This is a genomic window from Cellulosimicrobium protaetiae (genome assembly GCF_009708005.2).
In the GTDB taxonomy this organism is placed as follows: domain Bacteria; phylum Actinomycetota; class Actinomycetes; order Actinomycetales; family Cellulomonadaceae; genus Cellulosimicrobium; species Cellulosimicrobium protaetiae.
Genome location: NZ_CP052757.1, coordinates 2,491,066 through 2,507,570, shown reverse-complemented (window position 1 = coordinate 2,507,570; position 16,505 = coordinate 2,491,066). Strand labels below are relative to the sequence as shown.

At 74.2% G+C, this 16,505-nt stretch carries 16 protein-coding genes; 5 read left to right on the top strand and 11 right to left on the bottom strand.

Going from position 1 to position 16,505, the window contains the following annotated elements; genetic code table 11:
• Window positions 1–50 precede the first annotated feature (50 nt).
• From FIC82_RS10605 to FIC82_RS10595, 3 genes are read right to left on the bottom strand one after another with little or no spacing between them, the layout of a single operon-like run.
• Window positions 51–1,055: an NAD-dependent epimerase/dehydratase family protein gene (locus tag FIC82_RS10605; protein WP_168731734.1), complete on the bottom strand. Its 1,005-nt coding sequence runs from the start codon at window positions 1,053–1,055 to the stop codon at window positions 51–53.
• Window positions 1,052–3,718 (bottom strand): alpha/beta fold hydrolase, encoded by a 2,667-nt coding sequence (locus tag FIC82_RS10600; RefSeq protein WP_253691038.1) that lies wholly within the window; start codon window positions 3,716–3,718, stop codon window positions 1,052–1,054. The genes FIC82_RS10605 and FIC82_RS10600 overlap by 4 nt, the downstream gene beginning before the upstream one ends.
• Window positions 3,715–4,737 carry a 3-oxoacyl-ACP synthase III gene (locus FIC82_RS10595; RefSeq protein ID WP_168731733.1) on the bottom strand — a complete coding sequence of 341 codons (1,023 nt, stop codon included), beginning with the start codon at window positions 4,735–4,737 and terminating at the stop codon, window positions 3,715–3,717. Before FIC82_RS10595 ends, FIC82_RS10600 begins: the two co-directional genes overlap by 4 nt.
• Before the next feature lie 289 nt (window positions 4,738–5,026).
• Between FIC82_RS10595 and FIC82_RS10590 the strand changes: the two genes are divergently transcribed.
• Window positions 5,027–5,674, top strand: a complete 648-nt coding sequence (locus FIC82_RS10590; protein ID WP_154798528.1) for a dihydrofolate reductase family protein — start codon at window positions 5,027–5,029, stop codon at window positions 5,672–5,674.
• Window positions 5,675–5,720: 46 nt separating this feature from the next.
• On the top strand, window positions 5,721–6,161 hold the full coding sequence (locus tag FIC82_RS10585; RefSeq protein ID WP_154798527.1) for a VOC family protein: 441 nt from the start codon (window positions 5,721–5,723) through the stop codon (window positions 6,159–6,161).
• Window positions 6,162–6,173: 12 nt separating this feature from the next.
• Here FIC82_RS10585 and FIC82_RS10580 read toward each other — a convergent pair whose 3' ends face one another.
• The 4 genes from FIC82_RS10580 to FIC82_RS10565 form a co-directional block, all read right to left on the bottom strand.
• Window positions 6,174–6,542, bottom strand: a complete 369-nt coding sequence (locus FIC82_RS10580; RefSeq protein ID WP_154798526.1) for a DUF2200 domain-containing protein — start codon at window positions 6,540–6,542, stop codon at window positions 6,174–6,176.
• Between the two features lie 82 nt (window positions 6,543–6,624).
• Entirely contained in the window at window positions 6,625–7,203 is a 579-nt protein-coding gene (locus FIC82_RS10575; protein ID WP_168731732.1) for a DUF6580 family putative transport protein, read from the bottom strand.
• Window positions 7,200–7,658, bottom strand: a complete 459-nt coding sequence (locus tag FIC82_RS10570; protein ID WP_154798525.1) for a DUF4430 domain-containing protein — start codon at window positions 7,656–7,658, stop codon at window positions 7,200–7,202. Before FIC82_RS10570 ends, FIC82_RS10575 begins: the two co-directional genes overlap by 4 nt.
• A 156-nt stretch (window positions 7,659–7,814) precedes the next feature.
• A complete protein-coding gene (locus FIC82_RS10565; protein WP_168731731.1) occupies window positions 7,815–9,944 on the bottom strand; it encodes a DNA gyrase/topoisomerase IV subunit B in 2,130 nt (709 codons plus the stop codon).
• Window positions 9,945–10,108: 164 nt separating this feature from the next.
• Here FIC82_RS10565 and FIC82_RS10560 point away from each other — a divergent pair, with 164 nt between their 5' ends.
• On the top strand, window positions 10,109–10,321 hold the full coding sequence (locus FIC82_RS10560) for a DUF7455 domain-containing protein (RefSeq protein ID WP_253691037.1): 213 nt from the start codon (window positions 10,109–10,111) through the stop codon (window positions 10,319–10,321).
• A gap of 198 nt (window positions 10,322–10,519) precedes the next feature.
• Here the strand turns inward: FIC82_RS10560 and FIC82_RS10555 are convergent, their stop codons facing one another.
• The 3 genes from FIC82_RS10555 to FIC82_RS10545 form a co-directional block, all read right to left on the bottom strand.
• On the bottom strand, window positions 10,520–12,085 hold the full coding sequence (locus FIC82_RS10555; protein ID WP_168731730.1) for an RNA polymerase sigma factor: 1,566 nt from the start codon (window positions 12,083–12,085) through the stop codon (window positions 10,520–10,522).
• A gap of 348 nt (window positions 12,086–12,433) precedes the next feature.
• On the bottom strand, window positions 12,434–12,835 hold the full coding sequence (locus tag FIC82_RS10550; RefSeq protein WP_154798523.1) for a universal stress protein: 402 nt from the start codon (window positions 12,833–12,835) through the stop codon (window positions 12,434–12,436).
• A gap of 73 nt (window positions 12,836–12,908) precedes the next feature.
• Entirely contained in the window at window positions 12,909–14,072 is a 1,164-nt protein-coding gene (locus FIC82_RS10545; protein WP_154798522.1) for a DUF4192 domain-containing protein, read from the bottom strand.
• A gap of 150 nt (window positions 14,073–14,222) precedes the next feature.
• Here FIC82_RS10545 and FIC82_RS10540 point away from each other — a divergent pair, with 150 nt between their 5' ends.
• Together FIC82_RS10540 and FIC82_RS10535 are read left to right on the top strand one after the other, a co-directional pair.
• Window positions 14,223–14,792 carry a hypothetical protein gene (locus tag FIC82_RS10540; protein ID WP_154798521.1) on the top strand — a complete coding sequence of 190 codons (570 nt, stop codon included), beginning with the start codon at window positions 14,223–14,225 and terminating at the stop codon, window positions 14,790–14,792.
• Between the two features lie 56 nt (window positions 14,793–14,848).
• Entirely contained in the window at window positions 14,849–16,024 is a 1,176-nt protein-coding gene (locus FIC82_RS10535) for a polyprenyl synthetase family protein (RefSeq protein WP_168731729.1), read from the top strand.
• A gap of 51 nt (window positions 16,025–16,075) precedes the next feature.
• Here the strand turns inward: FIC82_RS10535 and FIC82_RS10530 are convergent, their stop codons facing one another.
• Window positions 16,076–16,501: an Rv2175c family DNA-binding protein gene (locus FIC82_RS10530; RefSeq protein ID WP_168731728.1), complete on the bottom strand. Its 426-nt coding sequence runs from the start codon at window positions 16,499–16,501 to the stop codon at window positions 16,076–16,078.
• Between the last annotated feature and the right edge of the window lie 4 nt (window positions 16,502–16,505).

Here is a 16,505-nt window from a genome sequence, read left to right as displayed (position 1 = left end):
TTTCCGCCCGAGCACCGTCGCCGGGGCTCGACGGGCACCAAGGACCGATGTCAGGCGGCGGTGCCGCCGTAGTACGCGGCCAGGCGCCGCAGCCCTTCATCGACGCTCACGGCGGGGCGCCAGCGCAGGTCTCGACGCGTGCCACGCTGGTCGAACCAATGTGCGGTCGACAGCTGCTCGGCGAGGAAGCGCGTCATCGGCGGCTCGTCGGCGCCCGGGCGCACACGCCAGACGGCCTCGACCAGGCTGCCCGCCGTTCGCGCGACCCCGGCCGGCACGCGCCACCGCGGTGGCTCGACGCCGCCCGCCCGGCAGATGCCCGTGAGCAGGTCGGCGACGGTGCGCGGCTCGCCGTTGGTCAGCACGTACGCGCGACCGTGCACGTCGTGGGCGCGGTCGAGCGCGGCGAGGATGCCGTCCGCGGCGTTGTCCACGTAGAGCGTGTCGATGAGCGCCGCGCCGTGCCCCAGCAGGGGCAGGCGCCCGCCCGCCGCGCGCTCGAGCACCCGCTCGACGAGCTGGGTGTCGCCCGGCCCCCACACGAGGTGCGGGCGCACGGCGACGACGCTCGGTCCGGTCTCGCCCGACCCGTCCAGCCGGTGACGGCGGTCGCGGCCCAGGGTGAGCAGCTCGCCCGCGGCCTTGGTGCGTGCGTAGTCGCCGCGCGCGTGCCGGGGGTCGGCCGGCGTCGTGCCCGCCCCGACCAAGGACGAGCCCAGGTGGGCCACGGACGGCGACGACACCTGCGCGAACCGCTCGACCCCGGCGCGTTCGGCCGCGTCGAGGAGCGCGCGGGTGCCTTCGACGTTCACGGCGTGGAACTCCGCGGGGTCGCCCGCGAGCGACACCTTGGCGGCGAGGTGCACGACCGCGTCGACCCCCTCGACGGCGCGCGCGACGGCTGCTGGGTCGGTCACGGACCCCTGGACGTCCTCCGCGCCCGGCACGCCGGAGGGGCGGCGCTGGAGGGTGCGGACCCCGTCGCCGCGTGCCACCAGCGCACGGGCGACGGCGCCTCCGAGCAGCCCCGACGCCCCGGTCACGAGCACGTTCACGGCTGACCCACCCGCCCACCGGCGAGGACGCCGTCCGCCCAGGCGGCGAGGCGCGCCCGGTCGATCTTGGAGTTGTGCCGCACGTCGGTGGGCATGCGCGGCACCACGAGCACGGCCGCGAGCGCCACGGGCGACGCGGCGCGCACAGCGGCGGTGAGCGCCTCGGACGCCAGCCCGGGGCGCCGGGCGCCGGACACGGTCTCGACCACGGCGACCGCCTGCTGCAGGCCCGCGGGGCCGACGCCGACGACGGCGGCCCGCCGTACCTGTGCCACCCGCTCCACGTGCTGTTCCGGACCCACGGGTGCCAGCGGGCCGTCGGCGGTGCGGAGCACGTGCCCGCGCCGACCCTCGATCCACAGTCGGCCGTGCGCGTCGAGGTGTCCGACGTCGCCGGTGCGGTGCCAGCGTCCGGGCGGGGTGCCGCGCTCGGCGGCCTGGTCGGTGAGCCACAGCCGGTCGTAGCGTTCCTTGAGGTGCCCGGCCCGCACGAGGACCTCGCCGAGCACGCCAGGCGTGGCCGACGGCGCGCCGGTCGCGGCGCCGTCGTCGTCGAGCGCGCTGACGAGCACCGCCGCACCGGGCACGGGGCGGCCCACGCACACGCCCGCGTCCGGGGCCGCGGCGGCGTCGCGGATGCCGTCGAGCGTGACGTCCGTGACCAGCAGGCACTCCGTCATCCCGTACGGGGTGTGCGCGGTGGCGGCGGGCATGAGCTCGGCGGCCGAGCCGAGCAGCTCGGCCGAGATCGGCGCACCTGTGGAGAGGAACGTGCGCACGCGCGCGAGGGCGGTGCGGTCGGCGGCGTCGAGCGCGTCGGCGGTCGCGACCACGTTGAGGATCGCGGCGGGCGAGAGGAACACGATGCGCGCGTCCGACGCGCGCACGGCGTCGGCGACCGCCCGGGCGGTGAGCGTGCGCGGCGAGGAGACGTCCATGCGCGGCGTCACCGACCGGGTGCCGAGCGCGGGCCCGAGCAGCGCGAACGGGGCGAAGCCGGTGACGAGCCCGGTGTCGGGGCCGACGTCGAAGTGCTCGCCGAGCGTGTCGCGCAGCGCGGAGAGCTGGGCGTGCGAGTACACGACGCCCTTGGCCGGGCCCGTGGACCCGGACGTGAACAGCACGGCTGCCTCGTCGTCGGGTCCGGGCTCGGACGGCAGCGTCGCGCCCTCCCCGGCGCGTGCGACGTCGACGAGCTCGTGCGTCACGCCCAGCGCCCGACGGACGGCGGGCGCGAGCGGGTCGGCCGAGATCCGCACGCCGGGCCAGCCGAGCGCGCGCGCAGCGGCCAGCCCCTTGGTCTGCGCGACGACGAACCGCGGCCACGCCCCGCGCTGGGCGCGGGTGAGCCCGCGGACCCCGAGCCCGGCGTCGGCGACCACCACGACGGCCCCGATCCGCAGGCACGCGTAGACGAGCGCGGTCAGCGTGGGCCCCGGTTCCACCAGCAGCGACACCCGGTCGCCCCGACGCACCCCGATCGCGTGCAGCCCCGCGGCCACCCGCCGCACCTGCCGGTCCAGCGCCCGCCAGCTCACGGCCCGGGCGGAGCCGTCGGTACCGGTCGCCGCCATGTCCAGCACCGCGGGCGCGTCGTCCTCCGCGCGCGCGTCCAGCCCCGCCCACAGCGGCACGAACGAACGGCGGTCGTCGCGCGCAGAAGGGTCGGCGCCACCACCGGCATCGGCACCCGACAGGACCTCGCTCCCGAGCCACCCGAGGACGGCAGGAGTCCAGTCCGCGTCCTCGCCGACGAGATGGCCGGCGTCCGCGAAGCGATGCACGTGCGCGTGCGGCAGTCGCCGCGCGAGGTCGTCGAGGTAGCGGTCGGAGAACACCGGGTCGTGCGGTCCCCACAGCAGCACGGCGGGCACGCGGAGCCGTGTGACGCCGTCGGCGATGCGGTCGAGCTCGGGCGCGCTGGAGTGCGTCGCGTCGACGGGGATGTCGGCGACGAAGCCCTCGATCCCGTCGCGGTCGTGCGCGGCGCGGTAGGGCAGCCGGTAGGCGTCCGCGACGTCGGCAGCCAGCCGTGGCCGCGCCAAGGCGAGCGTCGTGTCGAGGAAGGCGGGCGTCGTGCGGGTGCCGAGCCGGTGCACGGGGCCGGCGAGCGCGAGGCGCAGGGGCGCGGGCACCGGGGCTCCGTCGGGCTGGTGCACGGCCGTGTTGAGCAGCGCGACGCCGGCGAGGAGGTCGGGGTGGTCGACGGCCCAGCCGAGGGAGACGACGCCGCCCCAGTCGTGACCGAGCGTGACGACGGGCCCGGCGAGGCCGAGGGCGTCGGTGAAGGCACCCAGGTCGGCGACGCGGCGGGCGAGCGGGCGGTGCTCGCCCGTGCGGGCGGAGAACCCCATCTCGAGCTGGTCGACGGCGACGACGCGCCACGCCGCACGGCCGCCCTGGGCGGCGGCGACGGAGTCGGTCACGAGCCCCCGCCACAGGTAGGACCACGTGGGGTTGCCGTGCACGGCGAGCACGGTGCCGACGGGCGCGACACCGTGCCGCTCGAGCTCGGGGCCCGTGTCGAGGTAGTGCCACGTCGCGCCCCGGGCGTCGCGCAGCACGTGGCTGTACCGCGGTTCCAGGCCGGGCAGCCCGTGCGGGACGGTGCGGGCGGGGCGCGCGAGGGAGTCGGTCACGGAGGTGAGGGCGGGCCCGGTCACCAGGCCAGCTCCAGCATCGCCGTGTTGATGCCCGAGCCCACGCCCATGAGCAGCACGCGGTCGCCCGCGCTCAGCGTGTCCTGCTCCTCGACGAGGGTGATCGGCACGGACGCCGGCCCGACGTTGCCGAACCGCTCGTACGTGGTGGGCACGCGGGAGCGGTCCAGGCCCACCGCCTCGACGATCGCGTCGGTGTGCACGCGCGAGACCTGGTGCGTGACGTACCGGTCCATGGACGACCAGTCCCAGTCGGCGACGGCGTCCTTCCAGGCGTCCACGACGAGCTCGAGGCCGCCCTCAAGCAGCGCCTTCGCGTCGGTGAACATGCCCTCCGTGCTGCCCACGCACAGGTCGTGGAACCGGGTCGCGGCGCGGGTGACTCCACCGAGCACGCGGTGGGCGCGCGGGTGCTCGTCGGCGCGGCCCAGCACGGCGGCGGCCGAGCCGGAGCCGAGCGTGAGCGAGGCGAACTCCTGCATGAAGTCGTCGCGGTCCCGATCCTCGCGCAGCAGCCGCTCGATCGTGCGGTCGTGGATGATGTCGGCGTCCTCGCCGTCGACGACGACCGCGTAGCGGATCTGGCCGGACTCGATCATGCCCGCCGCGAGGCTCATGCCGTTGATGAAGCCGAGGCACGCGTTGGCGACGTCGAAGTTGGTGGCCGACGACGGCAGGTCGAGCCCGTGGTGCAGCCGCACCGCGACCGACGGCTCGAGGTGCTTGCGCGTGACCGACGTGTTGATCAGGAGCCCGACGTCGCTCGGGTCCACCCCGGCGGCGTGCAGCGCCTCCTGCCCCGCGGCGACCGTGGCGGCGTCGACGTCCTCCTGGGCGGTCCAGGCGCGCCGCTCGTGCACGCCCGCCACACGTTGCAGCAGCGTGGACGGCAGGCCCAGCCGTCGCAGCGCGGGAGCGAGACGCTCCTGCACCTCGGCAGACGTCCGCACGCCGGTGGGGAGCCGGCTGGTGACGGACAGCAAGGCGACGTTGGTGAACCTGGTGGTGGCGTTTCCTGACACACGATCTCCAGACGGCCGGACGCACCAGCGTCCGGCTCAGCGACGAGACGACCGGGGGCGCGTGACCGCCGGCGCGGCCGCGCGACCGCGCCGGGCGGGGGCAGCGGCTGGTGCCGCCCACTCCCGCGTCCTTGAGCGTAGGACGCTCGGCGGATCCCCGCCGTTCCAACCACACGCTGTGGGATGCGACACGTCGGCGCAGCCGTCGCTCGCTCCCCTGCTCGATGAGTTCCCCGGAACCACGCGGTCTACCCCTGGACCGAGACGATGAGCCGACCTGGAGACGACCATGGGATCCATCGAGATCGAGCTGTTCACGACCCTCGACCTCGTCGGGCAGGCGCCCGGCGGGCCGGAAGAGGACCCGGAGGGCGGGTTCGCGTTCGGCGGCTGGCAGGCGCCGTTGCTCGACGACGTCGCGGGCGCGCAGATCGCCGCGGCGTACGAGGGCACCGACGCGCTGCTGCTCGGGCGGCGCACGTACGACATCTTCGCGTCGTACTGGCCGTTCCAGGAGGGCGGGCAGGACGACGACTTCGCCGCCCTGTTCAACCGCATCCCCAAGTACGTCGCGTCGCGCGGCACGCCCGACCTGTCGTGGGCCGGGTCGACGTTGCTCGGCCCGGACCTGCCGGTTTCGGTGCGCGAGATCCGCGACCGCCACGAGCACGTCAAGGTCGTCGGCAGCCTCGACCTGGTGCAGACGCTGCTGCACGAGAGGCTGTTCGACCGCCTCGACCTGTGGGTGCACCCCATCGTGCTGGGCACCGGCAAGTCCGTGTTCGACGGCGGCGCCGTCCCCACCAACCTCACGCTCCTCGAGCCGCCCGCGCCCAGCCCGACGGGCACCGTCCTGCTGCGCTACGGCCTCGCGGACGGCACACCAGGGACGGGCGACATGAGCGAACCAGGGCGCGGCGTCGACCACGACGCGTGATCCTGGGACCGGACATCACCGTTTCCACGGACCGAGGAGGCACCCCATGGCGCTCCAGCGCCTCGACAACGTCGCCGTCGTCGTCGACGACCTCGACGCGGCCGTCGCGTTCTTCGCCGAGCTCGGGATGGAGCTCGAGGGCCGGACGACGATCGAAGGGAGGTGGGCCGAGCGCGTCGTGGGGCTCGACGGCCTGCGGTCGGAGATCGCGATGATGCGCGTCTCCGACGGTCCCGGGCGGCTCGAGCTCACGCGGTACCACGCGCCCACGCCGCTCGACCTCGGCCTGGGCACGGCACCGCCCAACGTGCTGGGTCTGCACCGGGTGATGTTCGCCGTCGACGACATCGACGACACGGTCGAGCGGCTCGGCAGCCACGGCGGCGAGGTGCTGGGAGAGATCGTGCGGTACGAGGACGCCTACCGGCTCTGCTACCTGCGCGGGCCGGGCGGGATCATCGTCGGGATCGCGCAACAGCTCGGCTGAGTCGGCGGGCGGCTACGAGGCAGTCGCGGGCTCCCCGCGGAGGATCGACGTCATCTTCTTCCCGCGCGCTACCTCGTCGACGAGCTTGTCGAGGTAGCGGATCTTCTGCATGAGCGGATCCTCGATGTCCTCGACGCGGATGCCGCAGATCACGCCGGTGATGAGCGAGGCGTTCGGGTTCATCGCCGGCGCCCGGTCGAAGAACTCCTCGAGCGTGATCTCGTCCGCGATCGCCTGCGCCAGGCCGGTGTCGTCGTATCCGGTCAGCCAGGTGATGACCTGGTCGAGCTCGTCCGTCGAGTGTCCCTTGCGCTCCACCTTGGTCACGTAGAGCGGGTAGATGCTCGCGAAGCTCATCCCGAAGATCCGGTGTCCCGCCATGGGTGTCCTCCTCCTGCCCGGCCGAGCCCGTCGCCGACTCAGCCCGAGCGGCCGTCCGGCACGGACCACGCTACCGCGCGGGTCACGCCGGTCGGGCCGCGACCATCCCGTGCGACGCCTCGAGCCGGTCCACGAGCAGCGTGCCCGCCGCGACGAGCGGCACGAGCACGAGGTTGCCGAGCAGCATGGTCCGCAGGAACGGCAGCCCCGCGACATAGCTCGCGACGAGCCCGTCGACTCCCGCCGGGTACCAGACGCCGCGGCCCTGGAGCCAGACGCCGAAGTTGGTCCACGCGAAGAACCAGAGCGAGCCCGCGACGCCGAACGCCGCGCCCGCGCCCACGCGCCGCCAGCCGGTCGTGTTCCGCGCGAGCAGCGAGCCCAGCCCGACGACGAGCCAGGCGCTCCACGTGAACAGTGCGATCGCGGTGTTGCCCAGCACGACGTCGGACACGACGGTCACGGCGAGCGGCACGACGAACGCCCACCGCGAGCGCAGCAGGATGGTCGCCGCGAACGTCGCCGCGGTCACCAGCTCCAGGTTCGGCGGCGCACCGAGGTCGGCGCGCACGAGCCGCCAGATGACGGCGAGCGCCGCGAGCGCCACGACGAGCGCCGGGCGCCACCAGCGCGTCACCAGCGAGGCGGGTGAGCCCGTCACGAGGTGAACGTCTCGAGCTTCCACGTGATCTCGTCCCCGTCCTTCGTCTCGAGCGAACCCGCCCCGACGCTCGCCATCTCGCCGTTGACGTACAGCGCCCAGAACTCGCTGTCCGGGTCGGCCACGACACCGTCGATCGCCGTGACGAACGCGTTCTCACCCTCGCCGGTCACCTGGGCGGACGGGTCGGCCTCGAGCAGCAGGTCGAGCGCCACGGCACCCTCCCGGCCCGCGTAGGAGAACTCGGGCGCGTCCTGCGCCTCGCCGGACTCGTCCGTCGCCTCGTCGGCGGGCGCGCTCGTCTCCTCGGTCGCGGTCGACCCGGAGGCGGACGTGGGGTCGGCGGTGGGCTCGTCGCTCGACGAGCACCCGGCCAGGAGGCCCGCGGTGAGCAGGGCGGCGGTCAGGGCGGTGAGCGGGCGCGCGGAGGCGTCGCGGAGCGTTCGCAGGGTCACGTCCCCAGGGTAGAGACCCGTCGCGTCTCCGTGCACGGTCGCCCGCCTGCCGGACGGCGCGGCCTCGGCAGGCGGTTGCGACCTGCCGGGCACGGAGCGGGCGTGGGCAGCGTCGCCAGCGACCGCCCGGTGGTGCGTCGAGCGGTCCGACGGCCGTCAGACGTCGATGCGTGCGTGGTCCAGCTCGGCCGCGCCCGCGACGATGAACTCCTTGCGCGGCGCGACGTCGCTGCCCATGAGCAGCTCGAACACGCGCTCGGCCGCCTCGGCGTGCTCGGCCGTGACGCGGCGCAGCGTGCGGTGGCGCGGGTCCATCGTCGTCTCCGCGAGCTGGTCGGCGTCCATCTCCCCCAGGCCCTTGTACCGCTGGATGTCCTCCTTGTAGCGGCGCCCGGCCCTGTCGAGCCTCTTGAGGGTCGCGGCGAGCTCGGCCTCCGAGTAGGTGTAGATGTACTCGTTCTTGCGCCGGCCGGCGCCGATGACCTCGATGCGGTGCAGCGGCGGCACCGCCGCGAACACACGGCCGGCCTCCACCAGCGGCTTCATGTACCGGTAGAAGAGCGTGAGCAGCAGCGTGCGGATGTGGGCGCCGTCGACGTCGGCGTCCGTCATGAGCACGATCTTGCCGTAGCGCGCGGCCTCGAGGTCGAACGACCGCCCCGAGCCGGCCCCGAGCACCTGGATGATCGCGGTGCACTCGGCGTTGCGGAGCATGTCGCTCACGGACGCCTTCTGCACGTTGAGGATCTTGCCGCGGATCGGCAGGAGCGCCTGGAAGTCGGAGCTGCGCGCGAGGCGTGCGGTGCCGAGCGCGCTGTCGCCCTCGACGATGAACAGCTCGCTGCGCTCGACGTCGTCGCTGCGGCAGTCGACGAGCTTGGCCGGCAGGGACGACGTCTCGAGCGCGTTCTTGCGGCGCGAGATCTCCTTCTGCTTGCGCGCGGTGATGCGCGCCCGCATCTCGGCCACGACCTTGTCGAGCAGCAGCGCGGCCTGCGTCTTCTCGTCGCGCTTGGTCGACGTGAGGAGCGCGTTGAGCTCCTTCTCCACCACGCGGGTCACGATGCCGCGCACGGGCGCCGTGCCGAGGACTTCCTTGGTCTGGCCCTCGAACTGCGGCTCGGCGAGGCGGACCGTCACGACGGCGGTCAGGCCCGCGAGGACGTCGTCCTTCTCGATGCGCTCGGAGGCGTCCTTGGTCGAGACCTTGAGGCGGCGCGCGTTGGTCTCGACGGACTTGCGCAGCACCTTGAGCAGGCCCTGCTCGAACCCGCCGAGGTGGGAGCCGCCCTTGGGCGTGGCGATGATGTTGACGAAGCTGCGGACCTCGGTCTCGTACCCCGTGCCCCAGCGCAGCGCGACGTCGACCTCGCAGTCGCGCTGCACGGCCTGGGGCGTCATGTGGCCGCGGTCGTCCAGCACCGGGACGGTCTCGGTGAACGACCCCGAGCCCGTGAGGTGCCACGTCGCCGTGACGGGCGTGTCCGGCGCGAGGAAGTCGACGAAGTCGACCGACCCTCCGGTGTGCACGAACGTCTCCTCGTGCGGCCCGGACTCCCCCGGCGTCCCGGGGACCCCGCGCTCGTCGCGCACGGTGATCTCGAGCCCGGGGACGAGGAACGTCGTCTGGCGCACGCGCGTGACGAGCTCGTCGTAGGAGAACACCGCGGTCTTGAGGAAGATCTGGCGGTCCGCCCAGTACCGGACGCGCGTGCCCGTGACGCCGCGCTTCGTCTTCCCGACGACCGCGAGCTCGGACCCGGAGACGAACGGCTCGAACGGGGCGTCCGGCGTCGGGCCGGTCCTCGGGTCCGTGAAGACGCCCGGCTCGCCGCGGTGGAACGTCATGCGGTGCGTCTTGCCACCGCGGTCCACCTCGACGTCCAGGCGCGAGGACAGAGCGTTCACGACGGAGGCCCCGACGCCGTGCAGGCCGCCCGACGCGGTGTACGACCCGCCGCCGAACTTGCCGCCCGCGTGCAGCTTGGTGAAGACGACCTCGACGCCGGACAGGCCGGTCTTGGGCTCGATGTCCACGGGGATGCCGCGGCCGTCGTCCTCGACCGTCACGGACGAGTCGGCGTGCAGCACGACGAGGATCTTGGAGCAGTTGCCGGCCAGCGCCTCGTCGACGGAGTTGTCGATGATCTCCCACAGGCAGTGCATGAGACCGCGCGAGTCGGTGGTCCCGATGTACATGCCCGGGCGCTTGCGCACGGCCTCGAGGCCCTCGAGCACGGACAGGTGCCGAGCGGTGTAGCTGGACTCAGCGGAGGTGGTCGTCACGGCGGCAAGCCTAGACGAGCGCGCCCACACCGTTGCGCTCCCCCGCCGCTGGTCCGCGCTCGGGCCGAGCGCCGGTCCTCGCGCCGGGCCCTCGAGGCTTCGCGGGTAGCGAACCCGGGGCCCGTGCGGGACGAATCCTCCGGGGCAGATGGTTTGATGTTCACGTGACTGCTACGACGACCACCACCGAACCGCTGACCGCGGCCGACCGCTGCGACCGCTGCGGGGCCCAGGCGTACGTCCGTGTGGTCCTGCCGAGCGGCGAGCTGCTGTTCTGCGGCCACCACGCGCGGGCGCACGCGGATGCCTACACCGACCTCGCGACGACCATCCAGGACGAGACCGACAAGCTGCTCGCGGAGCACGGCGCGCGCTGACGCGCCGCACGACCGCCGAGCACGGCACCTGCCCCGCGAGAGCGGGACCACGAGACCGGCCTCCACCGCCCGGTCCCGAGGTCGACAGCCGACGACACGACGAAGGCCCCGAGGAGATCTCCTCGGGGCCTTCGCGCGTCTCGCTCCCGCTCCTCGCCGCGGGCGGCCGACCACGGGCCGACCGCCGACGGCGGAACGTCAGTCGAGGTAGTCGCGCAGCACCTGCGAGCGGCTCGGGTGCCGCAGCTTCGACATCGTCTTCGACTCGATCTGACGGATGCGCTCACGCGTCACGCCGTAGACCTTGCCGATCTCGTCGAGCGTCTTGGGCTGCCCGTCGGACAGGCCGAACCGCATCGAGACCACGCCCGCCTCGCGCTCGCTGAGCGTGTCGAGCACCTGGTGCAGCTGCTCCTGCAGGAGCGTGAAGCTCACCGCGTCGGCCGGGACGATCGCCTCGGAGTCCTCGATGAGGTCGCCGAACTCGGAGTCGCCGTCCTCGCCCAGCGGCGTGTGCAGGGAGATGGGCTCACGGCCGTACTTCTGGACCTCGACGACCTTCTCCGGGGTCATGTCGAGCTCCTTGGCGAGCTCCTCGGGCGTGGGCTCCCGACCCAGGTCCTGGAGCATCTGCCGCTGCACGCGCGCGAGCTTGTTGATGACCTCGACCATGTGCACCGGGATACGGATCGTGCGCGCCTGGTCCGCCATCGCCCGCGTGATCGCCTGGCGGATCCACCACGTCGCGTACGTCGAGAACTTGTAGCCCTTGGTGTAGTCGAACTTCTCGACCGCACGGATCAGGCCCAGGTTGCCCTCCTGGATCAGGTCCAGGAACAGCATCCCACGACCCGTGTACCGCTTGGCCAGCGACACCACCAGACGCAGGTTCGCCTCCAGCAGGTGGTTCTTCGCCCGCTTGCCGTCGTGCGCGATCCACTGCAGCTCACGCTTGAGCTTGCGGTCCAGGTCGTCACCCTCGGCCGCGAGCTTCTCCTCCGCGAACAGGCCGGCCTCGATCCGCTTCGCGAGCTCGACCTCCTGCTCAGCGTTCAGCAGCGCGACCTTGCCGATCTGCTTCAGGTAGTCCTTGACCGGGTCCGCGGTCGCACCGGCGGTGACGACCTGCTGGACCGGGGCGTCGTCCTCGTCCGCGTCCGACACGACGAAGCCCGTCTCCTCGGGCTCGTCGGTCGCGGCGCCGGCGGCGGGCTTCTTGGCGCCCTGGTCGGCGGCCTCCTCGTCCTCGGTCACGTCGATCTCGAGGTCCTCGACCTCGACGTCGGCGTCGTCCTCGGCGTCGTCCTTCTTCTTGGCGCGCGCGGGCGTGGCCTTCGCCTTGGCGGGAGTCTTCGCCGCGGTCCTGCGCGCGGCAGGCTTCGCGGGGCCGGTGGACGACTCGGCCTCGGCGGCGTCGCCCTCGGCCGCCGGGGCAGCCTTGGTCGTGGTCGTCGCGCGCTTCGTCGTCGCCGACGTCGGCTTCGTGGCGGCGGCGGACTTCGCGCGCGCCGTCGTGGTGCTGCGCGGCGACGCCGCGGCGGCGACCTTCGTCGTGGTCGGGATGTCGACCTCGACGCCGGCGCCTGCGAGCGCGCGGAAGACCGCCTTCAGCCGCTTGGCGTCGTTGACGGCGGCCTGCTCGCACGCGGTGCGGAAGCTCTCGGCGTCGACGCGACCGTTCGCGCTGCCGCGCCGCAGGAGCTCCTGCAGGGCGGGGTGCTCGAACTCTCGCGGGAGTGCGGAAATCGGGGTTGAGGGCGCCACAAACCGACCTTTCGGCAATCATGGGGGGCGGTAGGGCCGCCGGAGCGGGGACGTGAACCGTGAAGTCAGGCTTCTCGTGGACTCTCACGGTGAGTCGTCGGGCTCTGGCGGATACCTATATTGTACCGGCGATCCGTGCACCGGACGCCGCGACACGGGGTGATGTCGGACCTGACCTCCTCGCGGCGGTCCGCACACCACGTCGCGGCGACGTCCGTCACCCGGGTCCTGGCCTGTACAACGGGCGGACGCCCGCGAAGATTCCCGGTTCCCCGACCCGTGCCCGTGCCCGTGCCCTCGCCCCGCGACCAGGCGCGACGGCGCCCCGCCCGCCGCCGGGCGACCCGCTCAGGCCCCCGTGGACCGTTCGGGCTTCACCGCGAGGACCGGGCACGGGGCGTCGAGCAGGATGCGCTGCGCGTTGGTCCCCAGGATCAGCTTGCCGACCGGGCTGCGCCGTCGCAGACCGATGACGATGAGGTCTGCGGACGCGCGCTCCGCCGCGCTCACCAGGTCGTCGGCGAGGTCGGACGTGCCCTGCTCACGGCGCAACGACGCCCCCGTCCCGGCGAGACGCTCCTCGACGCGGCGCAGGTCGTCCTCGTGCGCGGCGACGAGCTCCGGGGTCGCCGTCGACCCCTCGGTCACGACGACCACGAGCTCCGTGCCGCGACGGACGGCCTCGGTGGCCGCGCTGTCGAGGGCCTCGCGACCCTCGGGCGTGCTCAGGTGCGCGACGACGACGCTCATGTGTCCTCCGGGAACTGCTCGTGGGTGCGGCCGGCCGCGGGGAGGTCGGCCGCAGGTCGTGTTGCGGTCGAACCTACCCGAACCCGCCCGCGCCGGCGCGCACGTCGCCTCGGATCCAACCCGGCGGCACCCCGGCGTCGAGCGCGCTCGACAGCAGCAGGGCGAGCCGGTACGTCGGGTCCTCGGCGAGCGCCTCCTCGAGCCGGCGCCCCGCGCGGCCGCCGTCACCGTGCCACCACGCGACGAGCGCGAGCAGCGTCAGCGCCGGCGCCGTGCACCCGCGGGGCGCGTGGCCCACCACGGCTTCCAGGACGGCTCGGGCGGGGTCGGTCACCGCCGGGTCCGGCGCGACCCCCGCCACCGGGTCGACGAGCGCGGCGATCGCCCGACCCGTCCCCGCGTCGACGTCACCACCACGCACCGTGCGGTCGGCCAGGTCGCGCGTCCCGGGCACGAGCGAGACGAGCACCGCGTCGCGGACGGGGACGGAGCCGAGACCCGCGGCGAGCCGCCCGAGGACGGTGGCGGGCACCGACCCCGCCGTAGGAGACCCGGCGGTGCGGGCGGACGCGGCCGCCAGGTCGACCGCCGAGCGCCACTCCGCCAGGCAGGCGGCGTCGCCCGACGCCCCCGGCCGGCCGCCCTCGGGCGCCGGAGCGCGATCCTGCACCCGGCGCGCCGCGCGCGCGGCGCGGCGCCGGGCGTCGGCGGGAGCCCGAGGGATCCGGAGCGCCGCCTCGCGCGAGTCCGCGAGCGCGGTGCCCGCGAGAACCATGTGCGCGCCGACCTCGCTCGACTCGAGCTCGTGGAGGGGCCGTCCGCCCGGTGGGCAGCAGTCGTCCTCCCGGCAGTCGAGCGCGTACCAGCCGGTCGACGACACCACCCAGACGTCCACCGGCCCGTGCAGGGGCTCGACCGCGTCGCGGCAGTGCTCGACGGCGGCTCGCACGGGGGTGGCGGCAGCACCGTCCGCTCGCAGCGGGGCGTCCGTGTAGACGACGAGGACGGTCCGCTGCGCGCCGTCGGCGACGAGGTGCCCGACGAGGGTGCGGGCGAGCTGCGGGCCGTGCTCGAGCTCCGCGACGTCGGAGACGTCCACGCGCACGACGAGACCGATGCGACCGCGCGGCGGCCGGAGCCCGACGAGGACGACGCTGTCCCGGGGCCGGTAGCCGAGCCGGTACGGGACGTAGGCGAGCAGGTCGCGCGGGCCCTGGGCCCGGATGAGGGTGGTCATGCACCCATCACAGCCCGTCCCGGCGCGCGACGGAGCCGTCGTGGCGGCACCTGTGGACGGCCGGGGCGTCGCCACGCGACGCCGCGCTCTTGTGGTCTACCCACGACGCCGGTGGTGGCTCACGGGCGTCCGGATGACTACGGTGTGCGCGTGCCACCACGAAGCCGGGCTCGCGCCCCCCGGACGCAGGCTCTCCACGAGCGGGGCGCCGCCCTGCTCGCCGCCGGGCTCCTGGGCGTGACGCTCGGGGGTTGTCAGCCGAACCTCGACGACGTCCAGGGCGCCGCCGCCGCGCGCGACGCGCAGGAGTCCCCGGACGCGGCGGCAGGCGCGCCGGGGACGCCGCTGCCGCAGTACGACGCCGCGTCGGCCGTCGGGGACCTCGTCGAGGGCTTCCCCGCCGAGCTCGTCACGGTCCCACCGGGTTCCCAGGTGCTCGCGAGCTCCGCCCGGCCCTCGCAGGACGGCGCGCTGGTCGAGGTCACCCTCAACCTGCGGTCGGACGAGACCGTCGACGCCCTCACCGCCTACTACACCGACGCGCTCGGCACCGCCGGGTTCGTCGTGTCGCCGTCGAGCGTACCCAGCGCGCTCACGTCGCTCACGACCTTCGTCCGCACACCGGCGCCGGAGGCACCCACCGAGTCTCTCGCCGTCGGGGTCTTCGACGACGAGTCCGAGCGCCTCGTGACGATCAGCGGGCAGGTCGTCGCGGGCTGAGAGACGTCGGCGCGGGCACGGCGCCACCGACGGGTGGCACCGCTTAGGCTGCTCCCGTGCCGAACCCGTCGCCGTCGACCTCGCCCTCTCCCGTCCCGCACGCCCCGGGGACCGCGGACCTCACCGACACGAGCCCGAGCGCGCTCGTCGACGCGGAGGGGGTGCGCGCCGGGGTCGACGAGGCGCTGCGCGTCTCGACGGTCGCGCTGCGCGCCGAGCTCTCCTCCACGCACCCGGACGCCGACCCTCTCTCCGACGCGACCGACGAGCTGCTCGCGGGCGGGAAGCGACTGCGAGCCGCGTTCTGCTACTGGTCCTGGCGGGCGCACGGCGGCGACCCGGAGGGCCCGCACCGTGACGTCGTGCTGCGCGCGGGCGCAGCGCTCGAGCTCTTCCAGGCGGCGGCGCTGTTCCACGACGACGTCATGGACTCCTCGGACACCCGGCGCGGCCACCCGACCGCGCACCGCGCGTTCGGGGCGCGGCACCGCGGGCTCGGCTGGTCGGGCGACGCCGACCGCTACGGCGAGAACGCCGCGATCCTGCTCGGCGACCTCGCCCTCATCGCGAGCCACCGCGAGCTGGGCGACGCGATCGACGCCCTCCCCGCCGACGTCGCGACGCGCTCGCGCGGCGTCTTCGGTCGCATGCAGACCGAGGTGATCGTCGGGCAGTACCTCGACGTGCAGGCGCAGGTGCTGCCGTGGGGTGACGACCCCGCGACCGACGAGGAGCGTGCGCGCGCCGTGATCCGCTCGAAGTCGGCGCGCTACAGCGTCGAGCACCCCATCGCGCTCGGCGCGGCGCTCGCCGGCGCCGACGACGACGCGGTCGCCGCGACGAGCGCGTTCGGCCTGCCCGTCGGCGAGGCGTTCCAGCTCCGCGACGACGTGCTCGGCGTGTTCGGCGACGCACGCGTCACCGGCAAGCCCGCGGGCGACGACCTGCGCGAGGGCAAGCGCACCGTGCTCGTCGTGCGCGCGCTCGCCGCGGCGACGCCCGCGCAGCGCGACCTCCTGCTGACGCACCTGGGCGACCCCGACCTCGACGCGGGCACCGTCGAGGACCTGCGCGCCGTGCTCGTCGAGACCGGTGCGCGCGACGCCGTGGAGTCGCTCATCGCCGAGCTCACCGACCGGGCGGCGGCAGCGCTCTCCCGCGCGCGGCTCGCCGAGCCGGGGTCCACGATGCTCGGGCTGCTCGCGCGGGCCGCGGTCGAGCGCACCGCCTGACACGACCTTGAGGAGCCGGTCAGGGGGCACGGCAGGATCGGGCGGTCCGGGTCAGAGCTCCGACTGGGCAGCCCGGCGCACCCGCGCCTTGTGGCCGCTGAGGAGCGTGTCGAACGGGGGCTCGCCGAGCTCGTCGTGCGGGGTGAACAGCCACTCGAGGATCTCGGCGTCGCCGAACCCGGCGTCCGAGAGGACGACGATCGTGCCCTGCAGGCTCGACAGGACGCCGACCCGGCCCCGGTCGTCCGGGCGTCCGGCGTTCGCCGGATCGACGAGGTGCAGCGGCACGAGGAATCGCGCGGGGATCTGGAACGTCGTGCGCTCACCGCGCTTCACGCCGACAACGCGGCGCTCCTGCACGATCCGGCGCACCTTGCCGACGTCGGTGCCGAGCGCCTCCGCGACGTCGGGGAGGGTCAGCCACTCCCCGACCAGGTCGTCGAGCGAGGGGCGGGGGCTGGGATCGCGATCGGTCACCGGC